The organism is Anoxynatronum sibiricum (assembly GCF_039414295.1).
GTDB classification, from domain to species: domain Bacteria; phylum Bacillota; class Clostridia; order Peptostreptococcales; family Tindalliaceae; genus Anoxynatronum; species Anoxynatronum sibiricum.
Map to the genome: position 1 here is coordinate 1 of NZ_JBCITM010000016.1, position 25,440 is coordinate 25,440.

Below are 25,440 nucleotides of genomic sequence, written 5' to 3' on the forward strand. Positions count from 1 at the left end.
GATCAGATTATGAATGTATTCTTAAATGCAGTTCCCGATACGCTAAGATGTAGGTTATTTGCAAGTACATAACTTTCAGCCGATTTCGGACGGATTATCTGTCAAAAACTGGTGGGAAAGTTGAGTATATTATAAAAATACTCATCTCTTTCTTTAAACACCTGCATATATATGGGCACAATGTCCACATGTGGCGAAACATGTGATGCAACCGAAAGAATGGGGTAGACTAACTTATGTTTAGACAACGATCTTATGGTTGCCCCACTTTTTGCTTCAATAATAAAGAGTGTATCTCTTCCCTTTCTTTTTTCTACAAACAGAGCGTCAATCTCAACCTGCCCATTGCGGTGTTCAAATACTTGTTTGATTAACGAGTGGACTTTAAATTTAAAAGAAAACGTCGATTTTCCAGTAGTTGGAGCCCCAGGAACCATCTTCACATCAAAGCTTAATGCTTCGCTCAACAAACCACTGGTAAGCGCTAAATTGACCAGTGATGTTTCTGATAAAACAGGCATAATTTTGTAACCTTTCAATGAGTTGAGATTTTTTTTAGGATGAAAGATGTCGGGTTGACTCATCCTAAAAACTTCATCGTTTACGAGAAAAAAATCTTTCAAGCGATCTTTTACCTTCGCTAAGATAAACTGTGTACCCGTACCATGATTAGATGCTCCCAATCGGAGAACCATTGTATCATTGTCTCTTAATTGCTTAGGCAGTTTCTCATAGCAGTCGATTGAAATTGAGGGCGCAGTCGGTTTTCTTCCCAGCTTATTTCGCAACAAGTAATCTTGGAATGATTCTGGCCCATAAGTTCCAACATTGCAATCAGTTAAGTGAATTAGCGCATGTGACCACATATTTTGTTGCACTCCTCAATTATTTCATTGATTCAAGACAATGGATTTGCTTTAATTTATATCCAGTGTTTCAGAGTTTAAATCATTAATCATCAATATACTCCCATTCTAAGAAACCTTGGTTAGTGGCAATTTGAACTTGCGGTTCAATCGTCCGCTTAAGAGCAGCAATAAAATCTTTCTTCTCAAAATTACTTCTTCTTGTTAACATTTCAACCATTTTTTGATCAACAGTGTAGTAATCCTCCAAATATTTATGCATCCCAGTATTAATCATGCAGTTAACTGCCTTATACTGAACAATGCAGAAATCATCCAAATACTTATTCAGATTTGGGACATGATTACTTTTCATACTGTTAATTCGCTTGAATGTTGGAATCAAATTCCAAACCAGGTCATGTTGCACAAAGCTCCAGGGTACAAAATGATCAATACTAATTTCGCCAAGTTCTAGAGTGTGTTGTGAAGTCATTGGTCTCTTGGTATAGATATCCATTAGTTCAACATTCTCTTGAACAAGCCCCCAAAATCGTTTAGCTTTTGATAGATCACGCTTCATTGGTGGAAAGATCTTTAAAGGTATCGCTGGCACATTCGGATTTCTTCGTTGCAAATAGTTTATGAGAACGTGATCAGACCAGCCGCTAATTACTTGGCGGTTTTTCTGAATAAACGTTGCCCATCGATCATTAATATACAGACTTGTACCCTTACTACTAATTCTGTATAGTGCGTCTTGGTCTCCTTGACTAAGTTCTTGGATTTTTCTGTTTTTATCATGATCAGACAACCCACGAAGTTGTTCGGCATAAAATGGAGTTAAAAGTCTGAAAGTAACATATCTTGCTAAACGGTTAATTTTCGATCTAAAGTCTGCTGCTCCAAAAGATTTGATCGTATCAGCTAAATCATCTTTATTTCTGATAGCTGCCCCGGGATCCCTCTTTAAAACTTCACCAATGATCTCCTCTATTTTATCTAATTTCCCCAATGATAACTTATACTGTGTTACTGGATACCATGCTTCACTGATCATCTTGATCACATTATCTTCGATGTTAACTACTGTTTTTCCTTCTATCGCAGAATCAATTATCCCTCTGAGCCAAAATATTTTGTAGCTATTTGTCATACTCTTATCTGCAAGCATCTGCACCAGTTTAATGGCTTCAAAGGATTGCAGTGGAAGTATTTCCATTGTTTCGCCCTCCTAATAAAGTGTCAGTCAATAAATCAACCCAAATCAACCGACTATTTCCGTAGATGTCGGTGAAGGGATACTGGATGTAAATGTGCTGGGATTTTTCGGGACCAAAGGTGTCACAGAAGAGCTCCATGAAAAGGTCTTCTGCCAGGCTGTTCAGCGTTCCCGTAGAGGTGGCGGCTGGTGTCATCCGGTGGTCACTCCCGTCATTGGCGTTCAGGTGATCTTCTCTCTGCTCTGATGCTCGTGATTAATTCATTTCTTCCATTATATAATAGCTATTCGACCTGTGAAGGCATTTTTCTCTCTTTTTTTGTTTTTTCTGAACTTTTTTCATCAATTGACTTGCCGATGCGGTTTAAAGCAGCAGATTTGGGTAAAATTATCACATATCGAGAATGATTATCACACTCAAATACATATGCATGATTGCACCCTGTGACGCTTTCTCCCGCTCAATGTGAACGTCGGTATTTTGTAAGGATGAGTGAGCCAGTACCTTTGGGCAAACCAATCGAAAGATTGGGACGCAAAGTTTGGAGTCTGCCGTATCATCAGATGCAATGATTGTCCAGCTGCCCCGAGAGGAATGCTGGGCTTTTTTGCGTTTGACGGCTTTTTCTGCAGCGGGAGACAAAAAGGAATCAGAACTAATTGGTTTGAAATGGGAAAGGGGCGTGTTTGTGGCAATAACAAGCTGAGAGGCAACTGTGGATTTGAGTAAGGAGGAGAACTATTGAAAAGACGTATGATCGGATTCATCACGATTTTGCTGCTGGTGCTTATGTCAGTGAGCGGCAGTGTCACCGCCAATGATCTGCAGCTGGCACCGCTGTCTTATGTCAATCTAACTTCACCAACAGGCGGCGAGAGCTTTCAGGTAGGGGGTAACCACACCATTACCTGGCAAAAATCTGCTGCCGGGGGAAACACGCAAATCTATTTTTCTGCCAATGGCGGCGCCAACTGGACTTACATCACCTCGGTTTTAGGAACCAGCTACAACTGGACAGTGCCCGACCAGGTGACAAACCAGGGAAGAATTCGGGTGCGATGGTCGCCCAACAATGATACCTGGTACACCAGTAACAGCGCCAACTTTACTATATTCAAGGCGTTGGATCCCCAGGATTTAAACCTGATTTTGGTGCCACCGGCTCCCACTGATTTGTCGGCAAGCGCTGTTTCAGCTTCTTCCATCAGTCTCACCTGGAAAGACAATGCAGGCAATGAGACTGGCTACAAAGTGGAACGAAGAGTGACCAATCAGGCTGGCGGTTTTAATGAAATTGCTGTGCTGGATGCCAACACCACTCAGTTTGCAGATACCGGCCTGAGCGCCATGACCAACTACACGTACCGGGTCAGGGCGTATAATGGCATGGGGAACTCTGGCTATTCCAATGAAGCAGCTGCTACTACCCAGGCCTTGGGGCTGGCACCACCGCCGGCCAACGCGCCTGCTGCTCCCACTGATTTGATGGCAACGGCCATTGATGGTCCGGCTTTTTCACTGAGCTGGACAGATAATGCCGGCAATGAACAGGCCTTTCACATTGAAAGGCAGGCCAATGGCGGTGCCTTTAGTGAAATTGGTGAAGTGGGCGCCAACGTCACCGTTTTTGTGGACGAAAATGTCGCCGTAGACACGCTGTACCTTTACCGGGTAAGGGCGCGAAATGCCAATGGTTTTTCTGCTTACAGCAATGAAACCGGCGGTATCATTGAGCAGGATGCTGATCTTGAAGAGGAAGAACTGGAAGGACTGGAGGTTCCCGAGGTCTTAGAGGAGCCGGAAGTGCCTGTTGAACCGGAAACGCCGCCAGAATCGCCTGCCCTGCCGCCTTCAACACCTTCGACACCATCGGGTGACGGCGTTGTGATTCGATTCTTCATAAACCAGTCTGATTACTTTGTCAACGATTCGCTGAGAACCATGGATACGTCCCCCATTATCAGCGGCGGCAGAACACTATTACCCATTCGTTATGTGGCAGAGGCCCTGGGTGCCACGGTGGGCTGGGATGCCGGCGATCAGCGGGTGACCATTGAGTTCGGTGAAACCACCATTGATCTGTGGATTAACCGGAACAGTGCCCGGGTAAACGGTGTGATGCAACAGATTGATGCCAACAATGCCCAGGTGACGCCGGTGATTATTCCTCCCGGCAGAACCATGCTGCCGCTTCGCTTTGTTGCTGAGAATCTTGGCAGCAGTGTTGACTGGGAGCCTGTGGGTCAGGAGGTTATCATCGTTTACCCTGCACCTTAGCGCCTTTTTCGGTAAACTGTTTCAGTTAGAACTGTGACTGAATAAATAAGAGCTGTGCCCAGTGACAATGTCATCAGGCGCAGCTCTTTGATTGCAACGATTGAATTGACCGGCTTGTTCAGGAACCGGGTATGGCAGGCAGCCCCTGGAACATTTCGCTGAAGTCCATGATTTCATAATCGGAGGGAACGACGAAAAGATCGTTGGAGATGCCACCGGTTTGGAAGTTGGTGACCTCCATCAAAAACTGGTCTTCAGGATTGTTCCCCTGACCTTCCATCTTCATGGGGAATCCGTAATCGGTATGCAGCCACATTTTCATCTGAACGCCACTCTCACTGTCGGTGGTTTGCACCACATGGCATTGGATGCCGTTGACCATTTCTGTTCCCAGGTATTCCATGGTTTCGGTGTCTACGTCTTCTGTCAGGTCCTCTGCCGTGATGGGCTCCATGGTGCCATCCATTCCCATGTCAACGGGCATTTTCATGGCAGTTTTCTCCTGGGGATCAAGGGTGTAAACTGCTTCAGTGTCGTAGATCATGATGAAGTTAACGCCCATGGCTTCACTTTCACTGCGCATCCGCTCGCCTTTCAGCCAGATGCGGGTTTTCATGGTATCCATGGTGGGGCCGCTGATGTTCATTTCGTAGGAGACTTCGCTCATTTCCCTGCCGCCGCTGAAGAGGGCAGCAATTTGGCTTTCGTTCATGGTTTCGCCGGAGGAGACGGGGGTCTCTGGATCGGTTTCAGGCTCTTGGGAGGGTTCTGTTTCTGAGACCTGGGCAGGGGGTGCCTCTGCTTCGCCGGTTTCGGCCGGTGCAGAACCGCCGCCGCAGGCTGTCAGCAATAGCATCATTGCAAGTAGAAAGGTGGCCATCCATAGGGGGTGCCGGTGGTTGATGTGCTTTCTTTTCATCATCCTCATCTTCTTTCTTTTGTATTTGCTGCTTATTGTGCCTATTCCCGTTTCAGCCCCGGTTAAATCAGGGGATTTGGACCCGAATCTGCAGACAGCAAAAAAGCCCCGGAGGGCTTTTGATGGTTCGTGTGGATTAATTGTTTTAGCTGTTATTTTTTATGAAAAGCACCGCGCATTTCATCAAGGCAACGGAAGACTTCCTTGGAGTATTCATCCATTTTGAACAGGCAGCTCTCTGCTTCTTTGGTGTCGCCCGCCTTGTAAGCATCGGAGGCTTTTTTAGCCACCTGGTGAAGATGCATGTGGGGTGATTCCATGCCCTTAAAGGCAGGATGCTTTTTCAGCGTCTCATCACCCACGCTGTAATACCATTTACCCAAGCGACAGTCATGGTAATTGCCGATCATTTTTTCGTCTACCTGTTCGTAACCCAAGAGCATGTTGTATACCCGCCAGCGCCACAGCAGGTGGTCTGTTTTATAGATTTCGATGAGTTCGGTGTCGGTGAGGCAGCTGCTGTGATGCAGCAGAGCAAGGCGCAAGGCGTCCATTTTTTTGCTGGCATTGAAAATGGCTCGTCCGGTGTGATCACAGGTGCCTGCCAGAAAATCGGATGCCTGAGAAATCTGGGACATATTTTCATTAAGGGTTTCTGTGACGGCAGACTGCTCTTGCATGTTGGCTGCCACCTGCATGGTATGATCGTTCACCAAAGTGACTGAATCGCTGATGTCACTGATGGATCTAACGGCTTCTTCAACGATCTGCTTGCCGCTGTCCAGCTTGGAGGCAGTGAGGGTCATGCTTTTGGAGGTGTCATCGATGTGATGTTGTAGCTCGGAAATGCTCATTTGAACTTTTCCCACTGAGTCTTTGGTGTGCTCGGCCAGTTTGCGCACTTCATCGGCCACCACAGCAAAGCCCCGCCCCTGTTCTCCCGCCCGGGCGGCTTCGATGGCGGCATTCAGCGCCAGCAGGTTGGTTTGCTCGGCAATGCCCTTCACAATATCTATGATTTGATCAATATCCTGTGTTTTCAGTTTTACCTGCTGTATTTCGCCATCAATGCGTTTCACCTCTTCAAAAGACTGGGTGACAAATTCCATGGACTGGTTCATTTGAGCAACACTCTCCTGAACCTTGGCATTGGTGGCACTGGTCTGGTCGGAAACTTCGCTTGATATGTTGGCGACTTCTTCAATGGAGGCGCCCAGCTCTTCGCTGTTGGCCAACATGGTATGGAGGGAATCGGTTTGCTGGGTGACGCTCTGAATCATTTCCCGCACTGAATCCATGCGGGTAACTTCCTGCACCAGGTTGTTCACCTGCAATACCGCTGCCTGACGCTCTTTTGAAATGGTATCCATAAACGTGTTCCAGAGATCTGCCAATTCTTTTGAACCACAGTCTTCCGGATTAATTTTGACGCACTGCCCACTTGTGGCAGCCTTCAAGGCCTCTTCCATTGCTTTTGTGGATGATGCTTTTGGCGATACGCCTGTTGTTGCTGCAGATTTCTTCTCTTTAAAAAACATATTCGGCACCTCCCTTTGAACTATTAAAGCCTTATGCGACCAGTATGATCTGATCTATCATGTCATTTTTTGGAACCTTATTATTGAAGCGTTAGTTTATCCTAACTATTTATTGACTCTATTTTAACTTGATTTATTCTCATTGGCAAGCATTATTTTGGTAGGCCTAACTCTTAATTGCCATTTGATGACAGAGCAAAACCGCCTCGGGCGGGTTTTCAGTGGATAGGTGATAAAGAATAGTGGATAGAAAAGCAAAGCCATAAAAAAAACCCCCAGAAAGGGAGCCATGGGAGCGATCAAGGGAATCAGGGTTGCAGGAACACAGCTCGCAGGGGCGACCCGTCGGCACCTTTCAGCTTGAGCGGCAGGAATGCGTACAGGCCGCGGGTTGCCTTTACCTGATCCAACCCACAAAGGTTTTCAACAATCAGGCAGTCGTTTTTCATGAAAACTTCATGGGCAGGATATATTTCTTTCAACGTGGGATCCACATTCAGGGCGTCGATGGCAATTAGTGAAATCTGTTTCTCCACTATTCCTTGTGCCGCCTCCGGTGTGAGGTAGGGGTGCTGCTGGTAGTGATCGTGATGATGAAAATATTGGTCCCACCCGGTGTGGATGATGAGAAAATCGCCGGGATGTAGCTGTTCAAGGGCCGGTGACATCATGGCTGTGGTGATGGGTGTTTCTGGCTTTAAGCCAGTTAAACTCACTTTGACACCCATGCCTACAAAGCGGTGAATGGGAATGGTGTCAATAGGGTCACCCAAAGGGTCGATGTGATAGGGAGCATCGATGTGGGTGCCGGTGTGGCTTCCCATCAGGAGCCGGTTGACATGAAAGCTGTCTTTTTCGTGGGTGAAGGCGCTTTCTATGGATGGTTCCGGGTCTCCGGGAAAAATGGGCATGCCCTTTTCAATGAGATGGGACAAATCGATGACCTTCATGGCGTTGACTCCTTTGCTGGTTGAAGTGATGTTCACTGTGATAATCGCTGTGTTTATCCCGAAACAGCCTCTCTCTCAGCAGCCTGGAGAACGGCTCCTTCTTGGTTTAGGGAAGCTCGGGCGTATTTTTCACCAAAAATAAGGTACTCCCGGTCTTGATCTGAAACATCCGGGTAGCTTCTCTTGGCCCAAAGAGCCAGCACAAATCCGATGAGTGCCCAACCGAATATCATCATCCATTCATGGGGCCAGGCCAGGGAGCCAGGACCGATGGGTAGGTACAGGGTGATAAAGAGGCCAGAGGTGATCACAGCGAGAATCCCCATGAGTTTTCCTTTCTTGATCAAGAAGGGGCGTTCAAGATTGGGTTCTTTTTTTCGAATCATCATAAAGGAGATGGATACCATAAAGTAGGCCACCACCGTTCCAAAGGCACTGGCATTCACAAACCAGACGAGGGCGTTGCGCCCCAGAAAAGGCGCCAGGCAGCAGATGCCGCCGGATAACAGGATGGCTGCAGTGGGAGTTTTGTAGATGGGATGCAGGCTGCCGAAGATCTGAGGCAGCATTTTGGCCCGCCCCATGGCGAAGAGAACCCGGGTGCCGCCAACGATAAAACCGTTCCAGCTGGAGAGAATACCGCACATGGCTCCCAAAATCAGCATTTTTCCAAAGAGGGGGGAGCCGTAGGCATAGGTCATGGCATCAGCCACTGGAACGGAAGCCGCTTCACGCACTGCCTGCGGTGCTGCCATGCTGATGCCCACAATCATGATGATGTACCACCCCGCTGCCATCACAATGGAGATGACCAAAATGCCGGCTATCTGATTCAGTGGAATTTTCATTTCTTCTGCTGACTGGGGAATCACATCAAACCCGACAAACATGGCCGGGGCCATGAGGAGCACAGAAATGACGCCGGCGCCGCCGGTGAATACCGGCACCATGTAGGCTGTGTTGCCGAAGGAGACGCTGCCAAAGAAGAAGGCGATGCCTGACAGCAGGAGCCCGGTGGTGGCCATGATCTGAAAAATGGCGGAAGGTTTCGTGCCAACATAGTTGAGGTAGTGGAGGGCAATGGCAAAAACAATGCCGACGATGGCCCATGACAGATGAACATCGTACCCTGCCACAGTCCACAGATAGCCTGTTTCAGGCAGGGGGTACAGGTAATTAATGGCTGTTGAAATGGCTATTCCCTCCCAGGCGGCCACGCCAAGATAAGCCAGGCAAATGGCCCAGGCAGTCACCCACCCCCATTTGTATCCCAGCCCCCGATAGGCGAACACCATCTCTCCGCCGGCCAGGGGCAAGGCGGGGGTCAGCTCTGCATAGGTAAGACCCACCAAAATACACATGGTGGTTCCCAGAACAAATGCCAGAATAGCCCCTGCGATGCCTGCTTCTGCCACCCAGTAGCCGGCCAGCATCACCCAACCCCAGCCGATCATCGTACCAAAGGCCAATGCCAGCACGTCGGTTCGTGAGAGTACCTTGCTTAAACTGTACCGCTGCTCATTCATCTGAATCCTCCCGCCATTGATTCCTTTTCAGCTCTTCCGGTTAGCTGTCTTAAGATGAATGCCCTAATTAGTGTCATGATCAGCGTCATGATCCATGGCTATTTTTTAGTTACCACGCTTTGAAACTCATCCATGGCCGCTTCCCGTATTTCGGGCACTGCCAGAACTTCCCAGCCTGTGAGGGTAAGGGCAGCGATACTTTTCAACATGGCATCGTCGCCTCGGGGAGAGGCACTGGCAGCGGCAAACTCCCGGGTGTGACCTGCCACATCTGCTCCCACAATGGCCACATAGGGGTGAATGGTGGGCATGGCCCGGGAAACGTTGCCCACATCGGAGGAGCCGGTGGGTTCAAGGGGGTCGGCATAGGCCATGGTGATTCCCTCAGCAGCCAGATGCAGTTTGAACCGTTCTTCCAGCACCATGTTGGGGTACCGTTCGCTGTAAGGTTCGTCGTGATCAGAATGGAAGGTGGCCCCGATTTTGGCTGCTTCTTCTGCTGCCACCTGGTTCAACTCTTCCATCACCATCACCACTTCTTCCCGGGTTTCGCCGCGAATGAGAAACTTGCCGCAGGCATCGTCGACAATCACATTGGAAGCCGTGCCGCCGGCGGTGATAATGCCGTTGACTTTCACTTTTGAGGGCCACTTGGCTTGTCGATCGTCGATGGCGTTGAACACCTGAATAAGGGGACGCAGGGCGTTGATCCCCTGTTCCGGTTTGGATGAATGGGCCGTTTGGCCGCCAAAGGTCATCACCAGTTCACAGCAGGCAGTGCTGCCGCGACCAATGACTGACTGGTTGGAGGGGTGCATCATGAGAGAAAAATCAATGTCGTCAAAGGCACCAGCCTTCAGCAACAGGATTTTGCCGCCGCCGCCCTCCTCTGCCGGGGTTCCCATGAGCACCACCCTGCCACCGGTTTCAGGGACCAGGCGGCTGAGTACCAGAGCTGCTCCTATGGCACTGGCGGCAATGAGGTTATGCCCGCAGGCATGGCCGATTTCAGGAAGAGCATCATATTCTGCCAGAAATGCCAGGGTGGGGCCGGGTTTTCCGCTGTCGTACACTGCCTTGAGTGCCGTTGCCATGCCTCCCACTCCCCGGGTGACCTGAAAACCTTCCTGTTCCAGCAGCTGGGCGGCGCTTTCTGATGCCTGGTGTTCCTGGAAGGCCAGCTCTGGTGTTTCGTGGATGGTATGGCTGAGACTCACCAGTTGATCACGGTATGTCTTCAGCAGTTCTGCCACCTTCTGCCGGGGGGCCTTTGTTTCCCGGGGTGCTGTTGTGTCATTCATTTCAAGGGGTAATGTGCGGTCCATATGAGTTCTCCTTTTGACGGTCGTTTTTTTGACTGTTGATTTTTTGCCTGCATGGTTTATTGTTGCCTGATCCTATTTGATACTACTTGATGTTCTGAGCTGTGCCGTTTTTTCCGTGACAAAATGTCATTAGCGCGGGGCGGAACCACCTGGAAAAGAGACCAATCACCCGGCCGATGCCCAGGGCCGCTATAAGGGTGCCTTCCCGAACGCCCATCATGCCGTTGCCTGACAGGAATGAAAGCATTAAGGCAGCAGAAACGATGACACAGTCAAAAATAACTTTAACACTGGAAAAGGGCCGGTTAATTTTGGTGGCAATGGTCATTACCAGGCCTTCCGGCGGCTGGGGCACCAAATCACCCACCAGGTAGAACAGGATGCCCAGCCCAATGAGAATCAGGCTGACACCCAGCAGAGCCAGCTGCACTAGATAGCTTTCAGGGGCGGGGAACACCAGCAGCCGGTTGGTAAAGGAGACAAAGGTGCCAAACATGCTGGCCACCAGTACCTGAAACAGGTTTTTCAGCCTGAAGTTTCGGCGCAGCAGCAAGATTTGAATGACCACATAGCTGGAAAAAATCAGGGTGGTGATGATGCCCATATCCACGTTGATGATGCGGCTGATGACATAGGGCAATGAGTTCATGGGAGAAACTCCCAGGCTGGATTTAATGGAGAAGGATACTCCCAGGGCCAGCAGAAACATGCCCAGCACGTAAATGCTGATGCGCCGCACCCAGAGGTGGACCCCCGGAGTGGCCACAGGTACTGCCATTTCAGCGGCTAATGGTGGTGTTTTTTCCTGAACTGCCATAGACTCGTTCCTTTCTACTGTAAAGTGAGAGATGCGTTGGTATCTTTCGCCTGTTTTTCATTGTATCATTTTCCCTGATTTTTGCCTATGAAACCCGAAAAAACAGTCTTCGACAGACTGAAGACTGTTTTCATAAGATTTTTGTGTCACTACAGCCTGTGTTGCTTAAGCGAATGCAACATTCGTTCCACCAGCACTTGTGCCTCTTCAAAATCAAAGGCTTCCAGGTATGTGTGTGTTTGATGGAGCATGTCACCATCAATATCATTTTCAGTAAACAGATACGGCTTGACTTCATTGTATTTTTGAAGTGAACATGTGCTGCTTTGCCTGATGAGTTCCAACAGCTCTTCCATTTTCTTTTCAATCCATTCGCTGTCAACTGGCTGTGGAGCCACTGTGGTGGAGACATCTTCGGTTTCCAGTAATGGCCGAAGGGTCTGGACTGTCTTTTTCAGTTCTTCCATGAACAGCCGTGTGTGCTGCTTCCATTCGTGAGGGTCGGTGTGGGTGCGCATGTAGTGCTCCAAGTCTTGTGCCCTTTGATGTAAGGCTTCCAGTCCCAGTGTGCCTGCGCTTCCTTTATAGGCGTGTACCATTTGAAGAACCTCCGTGAACCGGTTTTCATCCAGATTCGACCTCAGAACGGTCACGTCTCTGGTCCCCTGTTCCACAAATTGTGTCAACAGTTTCATATACATCTGCCGGTCTCCGCCAACCATTTTGACTCCCCGTTGGAACTCCAAATCGGCCACCATCATTGATTTTGCCGGTTTTTCAGGGACAGAGGTTTGCGTTTTAGGCTGCTCTTCCCGGTTGGTAGTGGCTTCGGGTTGCTTCGGCAGCCATTTCAGCAGCATTTGATACAAGTCTTCAGGATCAACCGGTTTTGCCAGATGATCGTTCATGCCTGCTTCCAAGCATTTTTTCACGTCACTTTCAAAGGCACTGGCAGTCATGGCAATGATGGGAAGCTCCCGAAGGGTATCGTTCTGACGGATGCGTTGCGTGGCTTCCAGTCCGTCCATTAAGGGCATTTGAATATCCATGAGAATCAGGTCGAAATGCTCTGAGAGGGCCGTCTTCACCGCCTCTTCTCCATTCTCCACCGCCTTGTAGCTTAAAGCAGCATTTGTGATGAGCTGCATGTTGATTTCACGGATCAGGGGATTGTCTTCCACAATGAGGATGTGTCTGTTCCTGAATTTTTGCCGCAGTATGCCTTCGAAGCTTCCGGGCTGACCAGTCATGGTTCTGTCTTTTTTGAGATCTCCGGTGGTGTGAAAGAGTTGCGAAAGGGCATCATACAGACGTGAAGGGGTAATGGGCTTCAGCAACACATGGTCGATCTTTGCCCGATGCAGCTCCTGTTCTCTGATTTCGTGACCATAGGCTGTTATCATCAACAACTGGGGCGGCTTGATCAACTGGTGGGATTGGGCCAGCAATACTGTATCAATCCCATCCAGGCCCGGCATCTTCAAATCAACCACCATCAGCTGAAAGGGCTCACTTTTACCATCAGCCCGAACAAGCTTTTCCATGCCATGGTATCCGGTTTCAGCTGTTTCCACCACCATTTCCAAGTCTTCCAGCATGCTGGTGATGATCTCTCTTGCTTCTGCGGAGTCGTCAATCACCAGGGTTTTAACGCCTGCCAGATGCCGGTAATGGACATCTGCTTGATGGTGCATACCGTATTTTTCAAAGGGAATCTCCACCCAAAAGAGACTGCCCTGGCCAGGCACGCTGGATGCACCTATTTTTCCACCCATCAGATCTGTCAATTTTTGACTGATTGCCAGACCAAGCCCGGTGCCTCCATAGTTTCGTGTGGTGGTATCATCTGCCTGCTGAAACTCACTGAACAATCGTTTCATCTGGTCGTCTGTGATGCCGATGCCACTGTCTTCCACCTCAAATCGAAGCCAGACTTTCTCATTTTCTTCTTCAGCGAATCGACTTCTTATTCTAACGCTCCCTGAGTCTGTGAACTTAACGGCATTGCTGGTCAGATTCAGCAGAATCTGGCCCAGTCTGACGCCGTCTCCCCGCAGCCTGAAAGGAATATGGTCGAGATCAACAAAGAAATCCAGCTTCTTCTTTTCAATTTGTTCGTTAATCATGCTGCAGACATTATCTATCATTCTGGCTGGTTCAAAGTCATGGATGTCCAGTGACAGTTTATTGGCTTCAATTTTTGACAGGTCAAGGACATCGTTGATGATTTGCAACAGATTTTTGGCGGCAATGGTCAGCTTGTCAATCTGATCCATTTGTCTGTCTGTCAGCGGATCTCGCCTAATCAGGTGGGCATAGCCCACAATGGCATTCATGGGTGTTCTGATTTCATGACTCATGTTGGACAAGAAGGCACTTTTTGCCTGGTTGGCTTTTTCTGCTGCCTGTTTCGCTTCTTCCAGTTCCTTTGTCCGTTGCTCCACCATCTCAACCAGATGGGCCCGGTATTCTTCCAGTTCCTGTGCAATCATTTGTTTTTCTGTGATATCCTGAACGGTTCCCACCGCAAAAGCCGGATGGCCTTCCGCGTCAAGCTCGATTTCTCCTCTTGCTTCAAGCCATTTAGTCTTTCCATGAATGATGACCCGGTGAATGATTTTGTAGGAACGCCCCTGTCTGCCACGTGCGATGGCTTCATCCACAAGTTCTTGATCATCTGGATGGATGGCATTGGCAAAAATGTCCATGGTGATGGGCGCCTCTGGATGGATCCCATAGATACGACGGGTTTCTTCCGACCATTCCATTTGCCCGGTCTTCATGTCAGAACGCCAGTGACCGGTGCCTGAAAGCCGCTGTGCCCTGATGAGATTGGCTTCGCTTTGCTGCAGTTTTTTCAGCATTTGGTGATGATCTGTTTCAGTCATTGTGGCGGCCTCCTTCACCCTTCGTCTGTGATTTCCCGCAGCACCTTTTGGAACGAGTCCTGTTCTGTCTGAAATGCTTCCACCACATCAGGGTCAAAGTGTTTTCCTTTTTGCCTGATGATCATTTCAGATGCCTGGCGCATGGTCCAGATACTTTTATAGACCCGGGGGGTTGTCACGGCATCAAAGACATCTGCCAGAGCCATCAGCCGGGCGGCCAGTGGTATTTCTTCGCCCTTCAGTCCCGATGGATAACCGGTACCATCCCATTTTTCATGATGAAAACGGGCAATGGTTTCTGCCTCTTCCAAAAAGAGCAGTGACAATGGCTTAAACTCTTCTCTCACCAGATCATTCACTTCCATCACCTGCTTGATGGCGTTGCGGATGGCGTCTCCTCCGATGATCACATGGTGCTTCATGGTCTCGAACTCCTGCTCTGTCAGCTTGCCTGGTTTGAGAAGAATGTGGTCGGGGATTCCGATTTTCCCAATGTCGTGCAACGGTGCCGCCTTCACCATGCGCCGGATGGTTTTTTCCTGCAGAAAGTCTGTATATTTTGGAATTTGTTTCATTCGTTCTGCTAAAATCTTCATGTATGCCTGTGTTCGCGTGATATGGTGTGCTGTATCGGCATCACGGGTCTCAGCCAGCTGGGAAATCATGCTGAGGGTGATATCCTGAATGATGGTGTTCTCACGAACACGACGGGCCACTTCCTGTTCCAGCCATTCATTTTGACTGACCAGTTGATCCCTTGCCTTTTTCAGGTCCAAGTGAACCTTCACCCGCTTCAGAACGATGGCTGCGACAAATGGCTTTGTGATATAGTCCACTGCGCCCAACTGGAACCCTTTCTCCTCATCAAGACTGCTGTCAAGGCCTGAGATGAAGATCACGGGAATCTCTTTTGCGACTGGGTTTTGTTTGATCTGTTCAAGAGTTTCATACCCGTCCATTCCCGGCATGAGAATATCCAGCAGAATGAGATCAGGGATTGGCTCAATGGCTATGTTTCGAAGGGCAGCTTCACCGCTTTTACAGGCACGCATGGCATAATGAGGGCTAAGAAGTTCATTGAGCATGGTCAGGTTTACGGTATGATCATCCACAATCAGAATAGTTGGATTCTCCATCATTTCACCTCTTTCAGTTCGGCGACTTCCTTGATTTTCAGTTCTGAGTCTTAACATCTGGTTAGTATGTCATATACCTCCATCTCGCCTTCTGAATCGCTCCAATGATAATTTGTGTGAAAAAAAACCGATTCCAACTTCGAATCGGTTTTTGCTTCCAGCAACCACCAGTTCATTCGCAAGTTAAACAGGCTTCATCTCAGTGGCCGCCGGCAAAACGGTTGCGGGTCATCACATCAAAGATGACGGCGATGACCAGAATGCCACCCCTGATCATGTACTGGTAGCTGATTCCCACACCCATGAGGTTCATGCCGCTGGTGAGGGAAGCCATCACCAGGGCGCCGATGATGGAGCCGGTGACTTTTCCCACGCCACCGGCAGCGGAAACCCCGCCCACATAGGCGGCCGCAATTGCGTCCAGCTCAAAGAGGGTGCCGGCAGTGGTGGTGGCCGACTGGAGCCGGGAAGTGTAGAGTATGCCAGACAACGCCGCCAGCATGCTCATGGAGGCGAAAACAAAATAGGTGATTTTATTGACATCGATCCCCGAAAGGGCTGCTGCCTCCGGGTTGCCTCCCACGGCGTAGATGTACCGGCCCAATACCGTTCTGTTGGTGATGAAGTGATAAATGGTTACCACGATCAGCACGATCACCACTGTCCATGAAAGCCCGTTGTACATGGCCAGAATGCGGGTGACATAGCCAATGAGAAAAGAAATGAACAGCAGCTTTGCCACAAAAATGGGCAGGGAAGGAATTTCAAAATTGTACCGGATTTTGGTGTTTCGGTTGCGGATTTCCATCAGTACAAAGGCGGCAATGGCCAGGGCGCCAACAAGCAAGGTGACAAAATGATAGCCCGGCAGCATATTGATGTCGGGAATAAACCCGTTGCCAATGGCGTTGAACTGGCGGCTGGGAACAATGATGGTGCCTGTACGGCTGGTGACCTGTAGCAAGGCTCCCCGAAAGATCATCATGCCGGCCAGCCCCACCACAAAGGCGGGAATGTTAAGCCGCGCCACCAGAAACCCGTTCACCAGACCTACCAGACTGCCCAGCAGCAAGACTGCCATAATCACCAGGGGAAGGGGGAGACTGGTGCGGGTAATGAGAATGGCTGCCACTGCGCCCAGAAACCCGGCCAAAAATCCCACAGAAAGGTCGATGTGTCGAATGACTATGACCAGGGTCATGCCCACCGCCAGCACGGCGATGTATCCCATGGAGTTGATCAGGTTACTGATGTTGCGGGGTGACATGAAGACCCCGTCAGTGAGGATTGAAAAGGTGAACATAATGACAAAGAGTGCAATGAACATCCCGTAGGTACGGATGTTTTTATTCAAAATCGTTTTCAGTTCATTAAAGAAGTTCATAGGCAACCTCCTACCCCGAAATCAACCACTACATGGTGGCCAGTTCCATGATTTTGTCCTGGGTGGCTTCAGCGGCATTCATTTCACCGGTGATGCGCCCTTCTGACACCACATAGATTCTGTCACTCATGCTCAGCACCTCCGGCAGTTCCGATGAAATCATGATAATGCTCAAGCCCTGGTCTATCAGTTTGTTCATGATGGTGTAGATTTCGTACTTGGCACCCACATCAATGCCTCTGGTGGGTTCGTCGAGAATCAGTATTTTAGGCTCTGTGAAGAGCCATTTTCCAATGGAAACCTTTTGCTGATTGCCGCCGCTGAGGTTGCCGATGGTTTGTTCCAGCGAGGGAGTTTTGATGGTCAGGGCATCTTTATAGTAAACCGCTGTGTTGATTTCATCGTTTTCATTAACAACTCCCCTTTGGGAAAGCTTTTTAAGATTGGCAAGTGAAAGGTTGTTTTTCACGTCCTGTATGAGAATCAGGCCTTCCCGCTTTCGGTCTTCGGTGACATAGGCCAGCCCTGCCTGAATGGCATCCCGGGGCTGGCGGAAAGTCACCGCCTGGCCATACATGTACAGCTCGCCGCTGATCTGGTAATGGCGGGGATTGCCAAAAAGGCTGTATGCCAGCTCGGTGCGCCCGGCACCAATGAGCCCGGCGACTCCCACCACCTCGCCTTTATGAACCCTTAAATTCATCTCTTTCAAGATGGAACGGCCTGCCGCCGGATCATATGCATTCCAGTTTTTCACTTCCAGCACCACTTCACCGCGCTCTTTGGGAGCGCGTTTGGGAAAGATATCGTGGATGGCCCGCCCCACCATATTGCGAATCAGTGCCTGTTCTGTTACTTCGCCGGCAGCGGCATCAAGGGAGCAAATGGTCTGGCCGTCCCGAATCACCGTCACCGTATCAGCAATTTTAATGACTTCCCGCAGCTTGTGAGAGATCATAATGGAAGTGATGCCTTCGGCTTTCAGTTCCTTCAGTAACATCATCAGGTTTTCTGAGTCATCGTCGTTGAGGGCAGCGGTGGGTTCGTCGAGAATCAGCAGGTCAATGTTTTTGCTGAAGGCTTTGGCAATTTCCACCAGTTGCTGTTTGCCCACTCCCAGCTCTTTGACTTTCACTTCGGGATTCACTTTCAGGCGCACCCGCTCCAGCAGTTCCCCTGATTTAATGATGGTTTCGTTCCAGTCAACCAGACCCCTTTTGTGAATCTCATGACCCAGGAATATATTCTCATACACTGATAATTCCGGAATGAGGGCCAGTTCCTGGTAAATAATGGCGATGCCTGCCCTTTCGCTGTCCTGGGTATGATAAAAGGTTTGCACGCCGCCGTTCAGGAGAATGTCACCACGATAACTGCCATGGGGCCATACCCCCGACAAGACTTTCATCAACGTGGATTTTCCTGCGCCGTTTTCTCCCACCAGGCAGTGAATTTCGCCTCTTTTGACTCTGAAGTTAACCTTGTCGAGGGCTTTCACTCCTGGAAATTCCTTGGTGATGTCTTTCATTTCAAGTATATAGGGGGATTGTTGGGTTGTCTTGTCCATCTTCACTCACCTCTGCTGATCAGTGGTCTTTCACCAATGACATAAGAGAATAGTGAAAGCAGTATGCCTCCACTATTCTCTTGATCACTGCCATGGGCAAAGCTTTTCACTTTAGCCCGAAAGCCGCTCTTTACAACCCGGTAAACTGGGAAGCTTCGTAGTAGCCGGAATCAATCAATGCTGCCTGCACATTATCCTGGTCAACCACAATGACCTCTGTCTGTTTGGCGGGCACATCGGTAACGCCATTGTCATAGCTGCCGGTGGTGTCAGGTGTCTGGCCATCCAGTACTGCCAGGGCCATATCAATGGAATCTTTTACCAATGACCGCACATCCTTGAAAACAGTCATGGACTGGCGCCCATCGATGATGTACTGAACGGAAGCAACTTCAGCATCCTGCCCGGTTACCACAAAATTGGTCACATCGCCGTCGGTGGCGAAGGTGTCGGCAATGGAGCGGGCGGTACCGTCATTGGGTGCCAGAATGTAGACGTCGCCTTTATCAGCAGCACCGGCTGAAGTCAAGTGAGATTCTGCTTTATTGCGGGCTTCGTTAAAGTCCCAGTTGGTGGTGACCTGGTTGATGATGCGGCCCATTTCATCTCGGGTAAGGATGGCCTTGTCTTGAAGATTAACAGCCTCAGAGGAGTTGATGATACGGAAGGTACCGTCTGCCACTTTGGGTTGCAGCACACTCCACGCGCCTTCAAAGAATAAGAAGGCATTGTTGTCGGAAGCTGCACCAGCGTAAAGATACAGCGGATTGTCAGTTCCCTGGGCCTGATCCACCAGGTATTGTCCCTGGGCGGCTCCCACAGCAATGGAGTCAAAGGTGACATAGTAGTCAACTGATTCAGTTCCGGTAATGAGGCGGTCATAGGAAATAACCGTTACCCCTTCGGCCCGGGCAGCGTCTGCTGCTGCTGCCGCCGCATCGCCGTCATGGGGGCAAATGATTAGCACTTTAATGCCTTTGGTCAGCAAGGACTCCACGTTTTGCAGTTCATTGGAGGAAGAACCCTGGCTGAAGAGAATTTCCACAGAGTAATCACTGTCTGCCAATGCTTCATTAAACCGGGTTTCATCCTGCACCCAACGGGGTTCATCTCTGGTGGGGAGAACAATGCCCACCTCAGGACCAGTACTGGCAGACGGCTCACTGGGAGTCGCAGGCTCTGCCGGTTCTGCAGGTTCCGCCGGTTCGCTGGGAGCTGCCGGTTCGCTGGCCGGCGCACAACCTGAGAGGAGCGTCAAACCCAAAAGAAATGCAACCAAAACCGCCATTATTTTTCTGTTTGTATACATACATCTAACCCCTTCCTTAGACACTATCCGTTAAAACGTTCAGGTTAAATCGGAATATTCCGACTTTTTAAGCCGTCAAAGGACTATCCCTTTGTATTCCTCTGCTCAGGTTATGGCGCCAAACGAACCACCTCCAATGGTGTCCTGTTTCCGGCGAACCAGCGTTACGATTCCTCAGCTGTTAATTTTTGAACTTTTGAGATTCCACGATCTTTTTGAGTTTCCACCATCATCATACCCGCTTCCATTGATTTTATTCATCATTTTATTGGCTGATGTGTCTACCAGTGATTCTATCAGTCATTTCAGGGTAATGAACGAATGACTATCATATCTACTTAAGAGCTTATGAACTTAAAGATTAATGGCTTAGGAGCTCAAGATTTAAAATTAATGTAAGTGAGGCGATGCGGATGATTCAGGTGGGTATTGTAGGATACGGGCTATCTGGTCAGATTTTTCACGGAGCATTGTTGGAGACGCTTCCCGCCTTTCAGGTTCAGGGAATTGTCACCAGCGACGCCGCCAAACAAGCAGTGGCTGCCAGGCACTACCCTTCTGCCACAGTGTTTTCTGATCCTGATCAGCTTATTTCACTGGAAACCATTGATCTGGTGGTCATTGCCACTCCCAATCGATTTCACCACGACCTGGCCAGGAAGGCCCTCTTGGCCGGCAAGCATGTGGTGGTGGAAAAGCCCTTTACCGTTTCTGTTGCAGAGGCTATTGATCTGATGGAAACAGCCCAGCGGACTGGACGTTTGCTGACGGTTTACCACAACCGGCGGTTTGACGGTGATTTTTTGACTTTGAAGGAAGTGCTTTCCAGTGGTGCTTTGGGGGAAATTCGGCTGTTTGAAGCTGCCTATGACCGGTTTCGACCAGATGTGAATCCTGATGCCTGGCGGGAGCAGCCCCACCCAGGTGCCGGCATTCTTTACGACCTGGGCTCACATCTCATTGATCAGGCCCTGGCACTCTTCGGAATGCCAGAGAGTCTCTATGCCGACATTCGTTCCCTGCGAAGCGGGCAGGCTGACGACCATTTTGAAATCATTCTTGACTATCCTCAAATGAAGGCCACGCTGTTGTCACGCCCCCTGGTGAAGGAACCCCTGCCCCGATTCGCCGTGCATGGCACACGCGGGTCTTATGTGAAATATGGTCTGGACGTGCAAGAGGCGGATTTACGGGCGGGCCGACGCAAAGAAAACGACTCCTGGGGACTGGAACCGGAAGACCGATGGGGCATACTGCATACCATTGATGAGCGCCGACGGGTTACCGCCCTGCCTGGAAATTATTACGCCTTTTATGAAGCCCTGGCGGCAGCCATCACCCAGGGAGCTCCCCTGCCCGTCACGGCCCGGGAGGGCCTGCAGGTGATTCAACTCATCGAGCATGCCCGGGAAAGCCATGACAAAGGGTGCCGGGTGAAGGTATCCAACTAATTTGGAGGTGGACCATGAAAAACTTTTTTGCCGAGTTTAAAGCCTTTGCCGTGAAAGGAAATGTGATTGACCTGGCGGTGGCTGTGATTATCGCCGGTGCCTTCGGGAAGATTGTCGCGTCCTTTGTCAACGATTTAGTGATGCCTCTGATCGCCGCTGTTTTTGGGATTCCCAATTTTTCAGAGCTAACAGCCACCATTAACGGCAGTGAAATCATGGTTGGTCTCTTTATTCAAACCGTGGTGGATTTTGTTGTTGTTGCTTTTGTGATTTTTGTCGCCGTTCGCCAGATTAACCGCCTCAAAAGGAAGGAAGAGGCCGCACCTGCACCTGCACCGGTAGCATCTCCCGAAGAAATACTGCTTTCAGAAATACGTGATCTTTTGAAGGAAGATCGCCAGTAATCCAGTGCATCTGAGAGTGTACCTTGTTCAAATGCTGTGTATCTGTTATGTGTATCCGTTAATGGAATAAACTTTCTGAAAAGAGGTGTTGCTTTGAGTAGTAAAGTCGTACGAATCAATGAGTTCAAATTTCGTGAAGATGTGGGAGATCCCTATCTTGCCCGGATGCACCATTTGGATTATTTCACCAAAGGCAACGGACAGCAGGGGGTGCCCCCTGAATTGCTGAAGAATAAGCCGGCGGGCGAAGATTTTGACTTATCAAGTGACTGGAAAATGTATTACGGCAAGGATGTTCCCGGATTCCCTGTGCATCCTCACCGGGGATTTGAAACGGTAACCATTGTGTTGCAGGGTTTTGTGGATCATTCTGACTCAAATGGATTAACCGGTCGGTATGGTGCCGGCGATGTGCAGTGGATGACAGCCGGCAGTGGGATGCAGCATGCCGAGATGTTTCCCCTGGTCCATGATGACCGGGAAAACACCATGGAACTCTTTCAGGTCTGGCTGAACCTGCCGGCTAGAAATAAATTTGTTCCACCTTCCTATAAAATGCTCTGGGACCAGCAAATTCCAACGGTTGTGGAAGAGACCAAAACCGGCAGCCGTGCCTTTATCAATGTCATTGCCGGCGCTTACAAAGATACCCTGAGCCTGGACCCCAACCCAGACTCCTGGGCGTTTGAACGGGAGCATCATGTGGGAATACTAACCATTAAAATGGAGCCGGAAGCACAGTTTTCACTGCCACCCGTTTCCGCCACCCTAAACCGAAACCTCTACCATTACCGGGGCGACAGTATTTTTGTGGAAGAAACCCGCATCAACGGCAACAGCAGCATCAAGCTGCGGGGAGACGTCGGTATTACCATCACAAACGGCCCTGCTGAAAGCTTTCTGATCTTGCTGGAAGGGGAACCCATCAATGAACCCGTGGTCAATTATGGCCCCTTTGTGATGAATACCATGGAGGAAATTAAGCAGGCTTATCAGGATTATGAGACCACCCAATTCGGCGGATGGCCCTGGGACCGGAAAGACCCGGTGAACCCCAAAGACAGCGGCCGGTTTGCCCGGTATGGACCAAACGAAATTGACCGTCCATGAATTTTAATATCTGATATGGATAAGATTTCAGTTTTCAGTTATTCATTACCCTGCGGATCAATTTATATATTTCACTGACAAGCAAAGGAACGACAGCAAATAATATGACCAGTGCCCAATCGAAACCAGAGAGCATCTGCACCTGAAACGCCCTGGCCAGAAATGGCACGGAAACAACCATCAACTGCAGTGCAAAACCGGTGAGCATGGCGCCAATGAGGTAAGGGTTGGACAACAGGCCAATTTGGAAAATGGACCTTGTTTTACTTCTCACTGCCAGGGCATAAAACAGCTGCGTGCCGGCCAACACCATAAATGCCATTGTTCGGGCATAGGTCATGACCTCCACTGGTATGTTTCGGGCACCCACCCGATACCCATGTTCGGATAATCCGTAGTAAAAAGCCGCCAGAGTCAAAGTGCCAATCATCAATCCGCCAAATAATACGCGAAATCCTGCGCCACCGGCAAAGATGCTTTCTTCGGGTGGCCGGGGTTTTTTTTGCATCAGCTCTGGTTCTTCCGGATCCAACCCCAGGGCAATAGCCGGGAGACTGTCTGTAATCAGATTGATCCATAGAATCTGGGTTGGCAGTAGCGGCACCGGCCACGAAATCAGAATCGCCACAAAAATAGCAACGACCTCACCCAGATTGCAGGACAAGAGAAACAGAACGGATTTTCGAATGTTGTCGTAGATAGTTCGCCCTTCCCGCACAGCACGAATGATGGTTGAAAAATTATCATCTGTCAGCACCATGTCACTGGCACCCTTTGAAACGTCAGTGCCGGTGATCCCCATGGCGACACCAATATCAGCCGCTTTTAAAGATGGCGCATCGTTCACACCGTCTCCTGTCATGGAGACAACATGCCCGTGTGCCTGAAACGCCTGCACAATCTTCACTTTATGTTCCGGTGAAACACGGGCGAAAACACGGTATTGATGAATGTTCTGATTAAACTCCTCCACTGTCATTTGATCAATTTCTCTACCAGTGATGCTCTGGTCAAGTGATGCGGCAATTCCCAGTTCTTTACCTATTGCAACCGCTGTGTTCTGATGGTCGCCGGTGATCATCACCGGTGTGATGCCGGCGGCTTTTGCTTCGTTGATGGAATCCATTACCTCTGGTCGCGGCGGGTCAATCATGCCCACAAAACCAAGCAGCACTAAATCCTGCTCCATCTCTTCTGGAGCAATCTGTGTTTCCACGTCTTTGTAGGCCGCTCCCAGCACCCGCAGTGCTTCATTGGACATCTTTTCCATCATGGCTTCAAACTCTTTTTGAATCTCCATGGTCAGTGGAATAATTCTTTCGCCGCTGCGGACAAACTTTGAGATTTTAAGCAGATTGTCCATCGCACCTTTGGTGTGCACCCTGTACCCCTCACCTTCACGGTTCAGGGTAGACATGAGTTTTCGCTCTGAATCAAACGGTTTTTCTGAAACCCGCTCATGCGCTTCTGTCAACAATTTCCATGAAATGTTGTTTTTGCCGGCCCATACCAGACCGGCTGCTTCGGTGGGATCACCTGTCATTGTGCCGTTCTCCCATGTGGCATCTGCGCAAAGTACAAGGGTTTTCATCAGTTCTGTGTCAGCAGCTGCCATGGGCGTTTTGCCTTGTTCCTTTGTCTCCATTGGGTCGATTAGTTCATTGGTTGCCCTTTTTGACATTTCATCGGTGTAGTATTGGGTTACTGTCATCCGGTTCTGTGTCAGGGTTCCTGTCTTATCTGTACAGACAACGCTCACGGACCCTAACGTTTCCACCGCTGGCAACTTTCGTACAATTGCATTGGCTTTTGACATTCGGGTGACTCCCAGTGCCAGTACGATCGCCACGATGGCGGGTAACCCTTCTGGAATGGCCGCCACCGCCAGGCTGATGGCCGTCAGAAACATCTCAAAAATATCCCGTCCCTGGAACACTGAGATAGCCAGAATCAGCGAACAAATACCGACAGCCAGAAATCCAAGTGTCCGCCCCAGCTCCTCCAACCGTTTCTGGAGGGGGGTCAATGGCTCATGATCTTCATGGAGCATGCCCGCAATTTTTCCGATTTCTGTTTCCATGCCTGTTCTCACAACAATGCCTTCACCCCGGCCATAGGTCACTGTGGTGGACATAAAAGCCATGTTTCTCAGATCACCAAGGGATGGGTTGGTTTCTGCTTCAATCATATCAACCGTTTTTTCTGTGGCAACCGATTCACCTGTTAGCGCCGACTCATCAATCTGCAGGTTAATGCTCTTTAACAAGCGCAGATCTGCCGGAACCAGCCGTCCGGCTTCCAATATCACCAGATCTCCCGGCACCAGTTCTGCTGCGCTGATTTCCTTCACTTCGCCGTCACGCCTGACCAGTGTTTTTCCCTCTGTCATTCTTTTCAATGATTGGATGGCTTCTTCCGCTTTATGTGCCTGAAACACGCCAATTCCTGCGTTGAGGATTACGACCAGGAGAATAATCACCGCATCCACGTACTCTCCGATCACCATTGTCACCACCACTGCTGCCAGCAATACATAGATCATCACACTTTTCAGCTGATCAACAAACAGACTCAGCAGACTTGCGGGTGGTTTTTCTTTCAGCTTATTGAAACCATACTCTGTGAGCCGACGGGCTGCCTCTTCCTGTGGCAGCCCTGTTACATCGTCTGATTTTAAGTCGTCCAGAATTTTTTTCTTCGAATCTGAAAACCACATGTATTAACCTTCTTCCGAGATGGATTTATTATGACTATGCAGCTTTGCAGTCATT

General features: G+C 49.4%; 19 protein-coding genes, 1 pseudogene and 1 riboswitch. Of the genes and pseudogenes, 4 read left to right on the forward strand and 16 right to left on the reverse strand.

Annotated features, from left to right (window positions below):
- Positions 1–101: 101 nt before the first annotated feature.
- The 3 genes from AAIG11_RS13280 to AAIG11_RS13290 all read right to left on the reverse strand — a co-directional run bounded on the left by AAIG11_RS13280 (position 102) and on the right by AAIG11_RS13290 (position 2,263).
- Complete coding sequence (locus AAIG11_RS13280; RefSeq protein ID WP_343186719.1) at positions 102–866, reverse strand: DUF6997 domain-containing protein; 765 nt, start codon at positions 864–866, stop codon at positions 102–104.
- 85 nt (positions 867–951) lie between these two features.
- Positions 952–2,067, reverse strand: coding sequence for an HNH endonuclease domain-containing protein (locus tag AAIG11_RS13285; protein WP_343186720.1), 1,116 nt, complete (start codon positions 2,065–2,067; stop codon positions 952–954).
- The gene (locus AAIG11_RS13290) at positions 2,039–2,263 is read right to left on the reverse strand and encodes a hypothetical protein (RefSeq protein ID WP_343186721.1); all 225 of its coding nucleotides are present in this window, start codon (positions 2,261–2,263) and stop codon (positions 2,039–2,041) included. Before AAIG11_RS13290 ends, AAIG11_RS13285 begins: the two co-directional genes overlap by 29 nt.
- Before the next feature lie 304 nt (positions 2,264–2,567).
- Positions 2,568–2,656: riboswitch (cyclic di-GMP riboswitch) on the forward strand.
- 153 nt (positions 2,657–2,809) lie between these two features.
- Between AAIG11_RS13290 and AAIG11_RS13295 the strand changes: the two genes are divergently transcribed.
- Entirely contained in the window at positions 2,810–4,345 is a 1,536-nt protein-coding gene (locus AAIG11_RS13295) for a stalk domain-containing protein (protein ID WP_343186722.1), read from the forward strand.
- Between the two features lie 118 nt (positions 4,346–4,463).
- On the opposite strand, the gene AAIG11_RS13300 is transcribed toward AAIG11_RS13295, so the two are convergent.
- The 12 genes and pseudogenes from AAIG11_RS13300 to AAIG11_RS13350 all read right to left on the reverse strand — a co-directional run bounded on the left by AAIG11_RS13300 (position 4,464) and on the right by AAIG11_RS13350 (position 19,704).
- Complete coding sequence (locus AAIG11_RS13300; RefSeq protein WP_343186723.1) at positions 4,464–5,264, reverse strand: DUF4412 domain-containing protein; 801 nt, start codon at positions 5,262–5,264, stop codon at positions 4,464–4,466.
- Positions 5,265–5,416: 152 nt separating this feature from the next.
- Positions 5,417–5,962 (reverse strand): CZB domain-containing protein, encoded by a 546-nt coding sequence (locus tag AAIG11_RS18185; RefSeq protein ID WP_425499425.1) that lies wholly within the window; start codon positions 5,960–5,962, stop codon positions 5,417–5,419.
- A pseudogene (locus AAIG11_RS18190) lies at positions 5,945–6,802 on the reverse strand (methyl-accepting chemotaxis protein); the annotation flags it as partial. The pseudogene AAIG11_RS18190 and the gene AAIG11_RS18185, both read right to left, overlap by 18 nt.
- A 308-nt stretch (positions 6,803–7,110) precedes the next feature.
- A complete protein-coding gene (locus tag AAIG11_RS13310; protein ID WP_343186725.1) occupies positions 7,111–7,752 on the reverse strand; it encodes a cyclase family protein in 642 nt (213 codons plus the stop codon).
- 53 nt (positions 7,753–7,805) lie between these two features.
- On the reverse strand, positions 7,806–9,278 hold the full coding sequence (locus AAIG11_RS13315; RefSeq protein ID WP_343186726.1) for an APC family permease: 1,473 nt from the start codon (positions 9,276–9,278) through the stop codon (positions 7,806–7,808).
- A 98-nt stretch (positions 9,279–9,376) separates the two neighbouring features.
- Positions 9,377–10,603, reverse strand: coding sequence for a M20 family metallopeptidase (locus AAIG11_RS13320; RefSeq protein WP_343186727.1), 1,227 nt, complete (start codon positions 10,601–10,603; stop codon positions 9,377–9,379).
- Positions 10,604–10,685: 82 nt separating this feature from the next.
- Entirely contained in the window at positions 10,686–11,420 is a 735-nt protein-coding gene (locus AAIG11_RS13325; RefSeq protein ID WP_343186728.1) for a YczE/YyaS/YitT family protein, read from the reverse strand.
- A gap of 149 nt (positions 11,421–11,569) precedes the next feature.
- Positions 11,570–14,308, reverse strand: coding sequence for a PAS domain-containing hybrid sensor histidine kinase/response regulator (locus AAIG11_RS13330; protein WP_343186729.1), 2,739 nt, complete (start codon positions 14,306–14,308; stop codon positions 11,570–11,572).
- Between the two features lie 14 nt (positions 14,309–14,322).
- Complete coding sequence (locus tag AAIG11_RS13335) at positions 14,323–15,501, reverse strand: HD domain-containing phosphohydrolase (RefSeq protein ID WP_343186730.1); 1,179 nt, start codon at positions 15,499–15,501, stop codon at positions 14,323–14,325.
- 142 nt (positions 15,502–15,643) lie between these two features.
- On the reverse strand, positions 15,644–16,828 hold the full coding sequence (locus tag AAIG11_RS13340; protein ID WP_343186731.1) for a sugar ABC transporter permease: 1,185 nt from the start codon (positions 16,826–16,828) through the stop codon (positions 15,644–15,646).
- 28 nt (positions 16,829–16,856) lie between these two features.
- Positions 16,857–18,395 (reverse strand): ATP-binding cassette domain-containing protein, encoded by a 1,539-nt coding sequence (locus tag AAIG11_RS13345; protein ID WP_343186732.1) that lies wholly within the window; start codon positions 18,393–18,395, stop codon positions 16,857–16,859.
- Positions 18,396–18,525: 130 nt separating this feature from the next.
- The gene (locus AAIG11_RS13350) at positions 18,526–19,704 is read right to left on the reverse strand and encodes a sugar ABC transporter substrate-binding protein (protein ID WP_343186733.1); all 1,179 of its coding nucleotides are present in this window, start codon (positions 19,702–19,704) and stop codon (positions 18,526–18,528) included.
- Between the two features lie 413 nt (positions 19,705–20,117).
- On the opposite strand from AAIG11_RS13350, the gene AAIG11_RS13355 reads away from it, so the two are divergent.
- The 3 genes from AAIG11_RS13355 (at position 20,118) to AAIG11_RS13365 (ending at position 22,669) form a co-directional block, all read left to right on the forward strand.
- Positions 20,118–21,155, forward strand: a complete 1,038-nt coding sequence (locus tag AAIG11_RS13355) for an oxidoreductase (protein ID WP_343186734.1) — start codon at positions 20,118–20,120, stop codon at positions 21,153–21,155.
- 14 nt (positions 21,156–21,169) lie between these two features.
- Positions 21,170–21,559, forward strand: coding sequence for a large-conductance mechanosensitive channel protein MscL (gene mscL, locus AAIG11_RS13360; protein ID WP_343186735.1), 390 nt, complete (start codon positions 21,170–21,172; stop codon positions 21,557–21,559).
- A 93-nt stretch (positions 21,560–21,652) separates the two neighbouring features.
- Positions 21,653–22,669 (forward strand): pirin family protein, encoded by a 1,017-nt coding sequence (locus AAIG11_RS13365; protein ID WP_343186736.1) that lies wholly within the window; start codon positions 21,653–21,655, stop codon positions 22,667–22,669.
- A gap of 34 nt (positions 22,670–22,703) precedes the next feature.
- On the opposite strand, the gene AAIG11_RS13370 is transcribed toward AAIG11_RS13365, so the two are convergent.
- Entirely contained in the window at positions 22,704–25,385 is a 2,682-nt protein-coding gene (locus AAIG11_RS13370) for a cation-translocating P-type ATPase (RefSeq protein ID WP_343186737.1), read from the reverse strand.
- Between the last annotated feature and the right edge of the window lie 55 nt (positions 25,386–25,440).

Bases quoted from the DNA above. Each gene is read 5' to 3' on its own strand.
- AAIG11_RS13280 (WP_343186719.1), bottom strand. From the start codon at position 866: ATGTGGTCACATGCGCTAATTCACTTAACTGATTGCAATGTTGGAACT.
- AAIG11_RS13285 (WP_343186720.1), bottom strand. From the start codon at position 2,067: ATGGAAATACTTCCACTGCAATCCTTTGAAGCCATTAAACTGGTGCAG.
- AAIG11_RS13290 (WP_343186721.1), bottom strand. From the start codon at position 2,263: ATGACACCAGCCGCCACCTCTACGGGAACGCTGAACAGCCTGGCAGAA.
- AAIG11_RS13300 (WP_343186723.1), bottom strand. From the start codon at position 5,264: ATGAAAAGAAAGCACATCAACCACCGGCACCCCCTATGGATGGCCACC.
- AAIG11_RS18185 (WP_425499425.1), bottom strand. From the start codon at position 5,962: ATGCAGGTGGCAGCCAACATGCAAGAGCAGTCTGCCGTCACAGAAACC.
- AAIG11_RS13310 (WP_343186725.1), bottom strand. From the start codon at position 7,752: ATGAAGGTCATCGATTTGTCCCATCTCATTGAAAAGGGCATGCCCATT.
- AAIG11_RS13315 (WP_343186726.1), bottom strand. From the start codon at position 9,278: ATGAATGAGCAGCGGTACAGTTTAAGCAAGGTACTCTCACGAACCGAC.
- AAIG11_RS13320 (WP_343186727.1), bottom strand. From the start codon at position 10,603: ATGGACCGCACATTACCCCTTGAAATGAATGACACAACAGCACCCCGG.
- AAIG11_RS13325 (WP_343186728.1), bottom strand. From the start codon at position 11,420: ATGGCAGTTCAGGAAAAAACACCACCATTAGCCGCTGAAATGGCAGTA.
- AAIG11_RS13330 (WP_343186729.1), bottom strand. From the start codon at position 14,308: ATGACTGAAACAGATCATCACCAAATGCTGAAAAAACTGCAGCAAAGC.
- AAIG11_RS13335 (WP_343186730.1), bottom strand. From the start codon at position 15,501: ATGTTAAGACTCAGAACTGAAAATCAAGGAAGTCGCCGAACTGAAAGA.
- AAIG11_RS13340 (WP_343186731.1), bottom strand. From the start codon at position 16,828: ATGAACTTCTTTAATGAACTGAAAACGATTTTGAATAAAAACATCCGT.
- AAIG11_RS13345 (WP_343186732.1), bottom strand. From the start codon at position 18,395: ATGGACAAGACAACCCAACAATCCCCCTATATACTTGAAATGAAAGAC.
- AAIG11_RS13350 (WP_343186733.1), bottom strand. From the start codon at position 19,704: ATGTATACAAACAGAAAAATAATGGCGGTTTTGGTTGCATTTCTTTTG.
- AAIG11_RS13355 (WP_343186734.1), top strand. From the start codon at position 20,118: ATGATTCAGGTGGGTATTGTAGGATACGGGCTATCTGGTCAGATTTTT.
- mscL (WP_343186735.1), top strand. From the start codon at position 21,170: ATGAAAAACTTTTTTGCCGAGTTTAAAGCCTTTGCCGTGAAAGGAAAT.
- AAIG11_RS13370 (WP_343186737.1), bottom strand. From the start codon at position 25,385: ATGTGGTTTTCAGATTCGAAGAAAAAAATTCTGGACGACTTAAAATCA.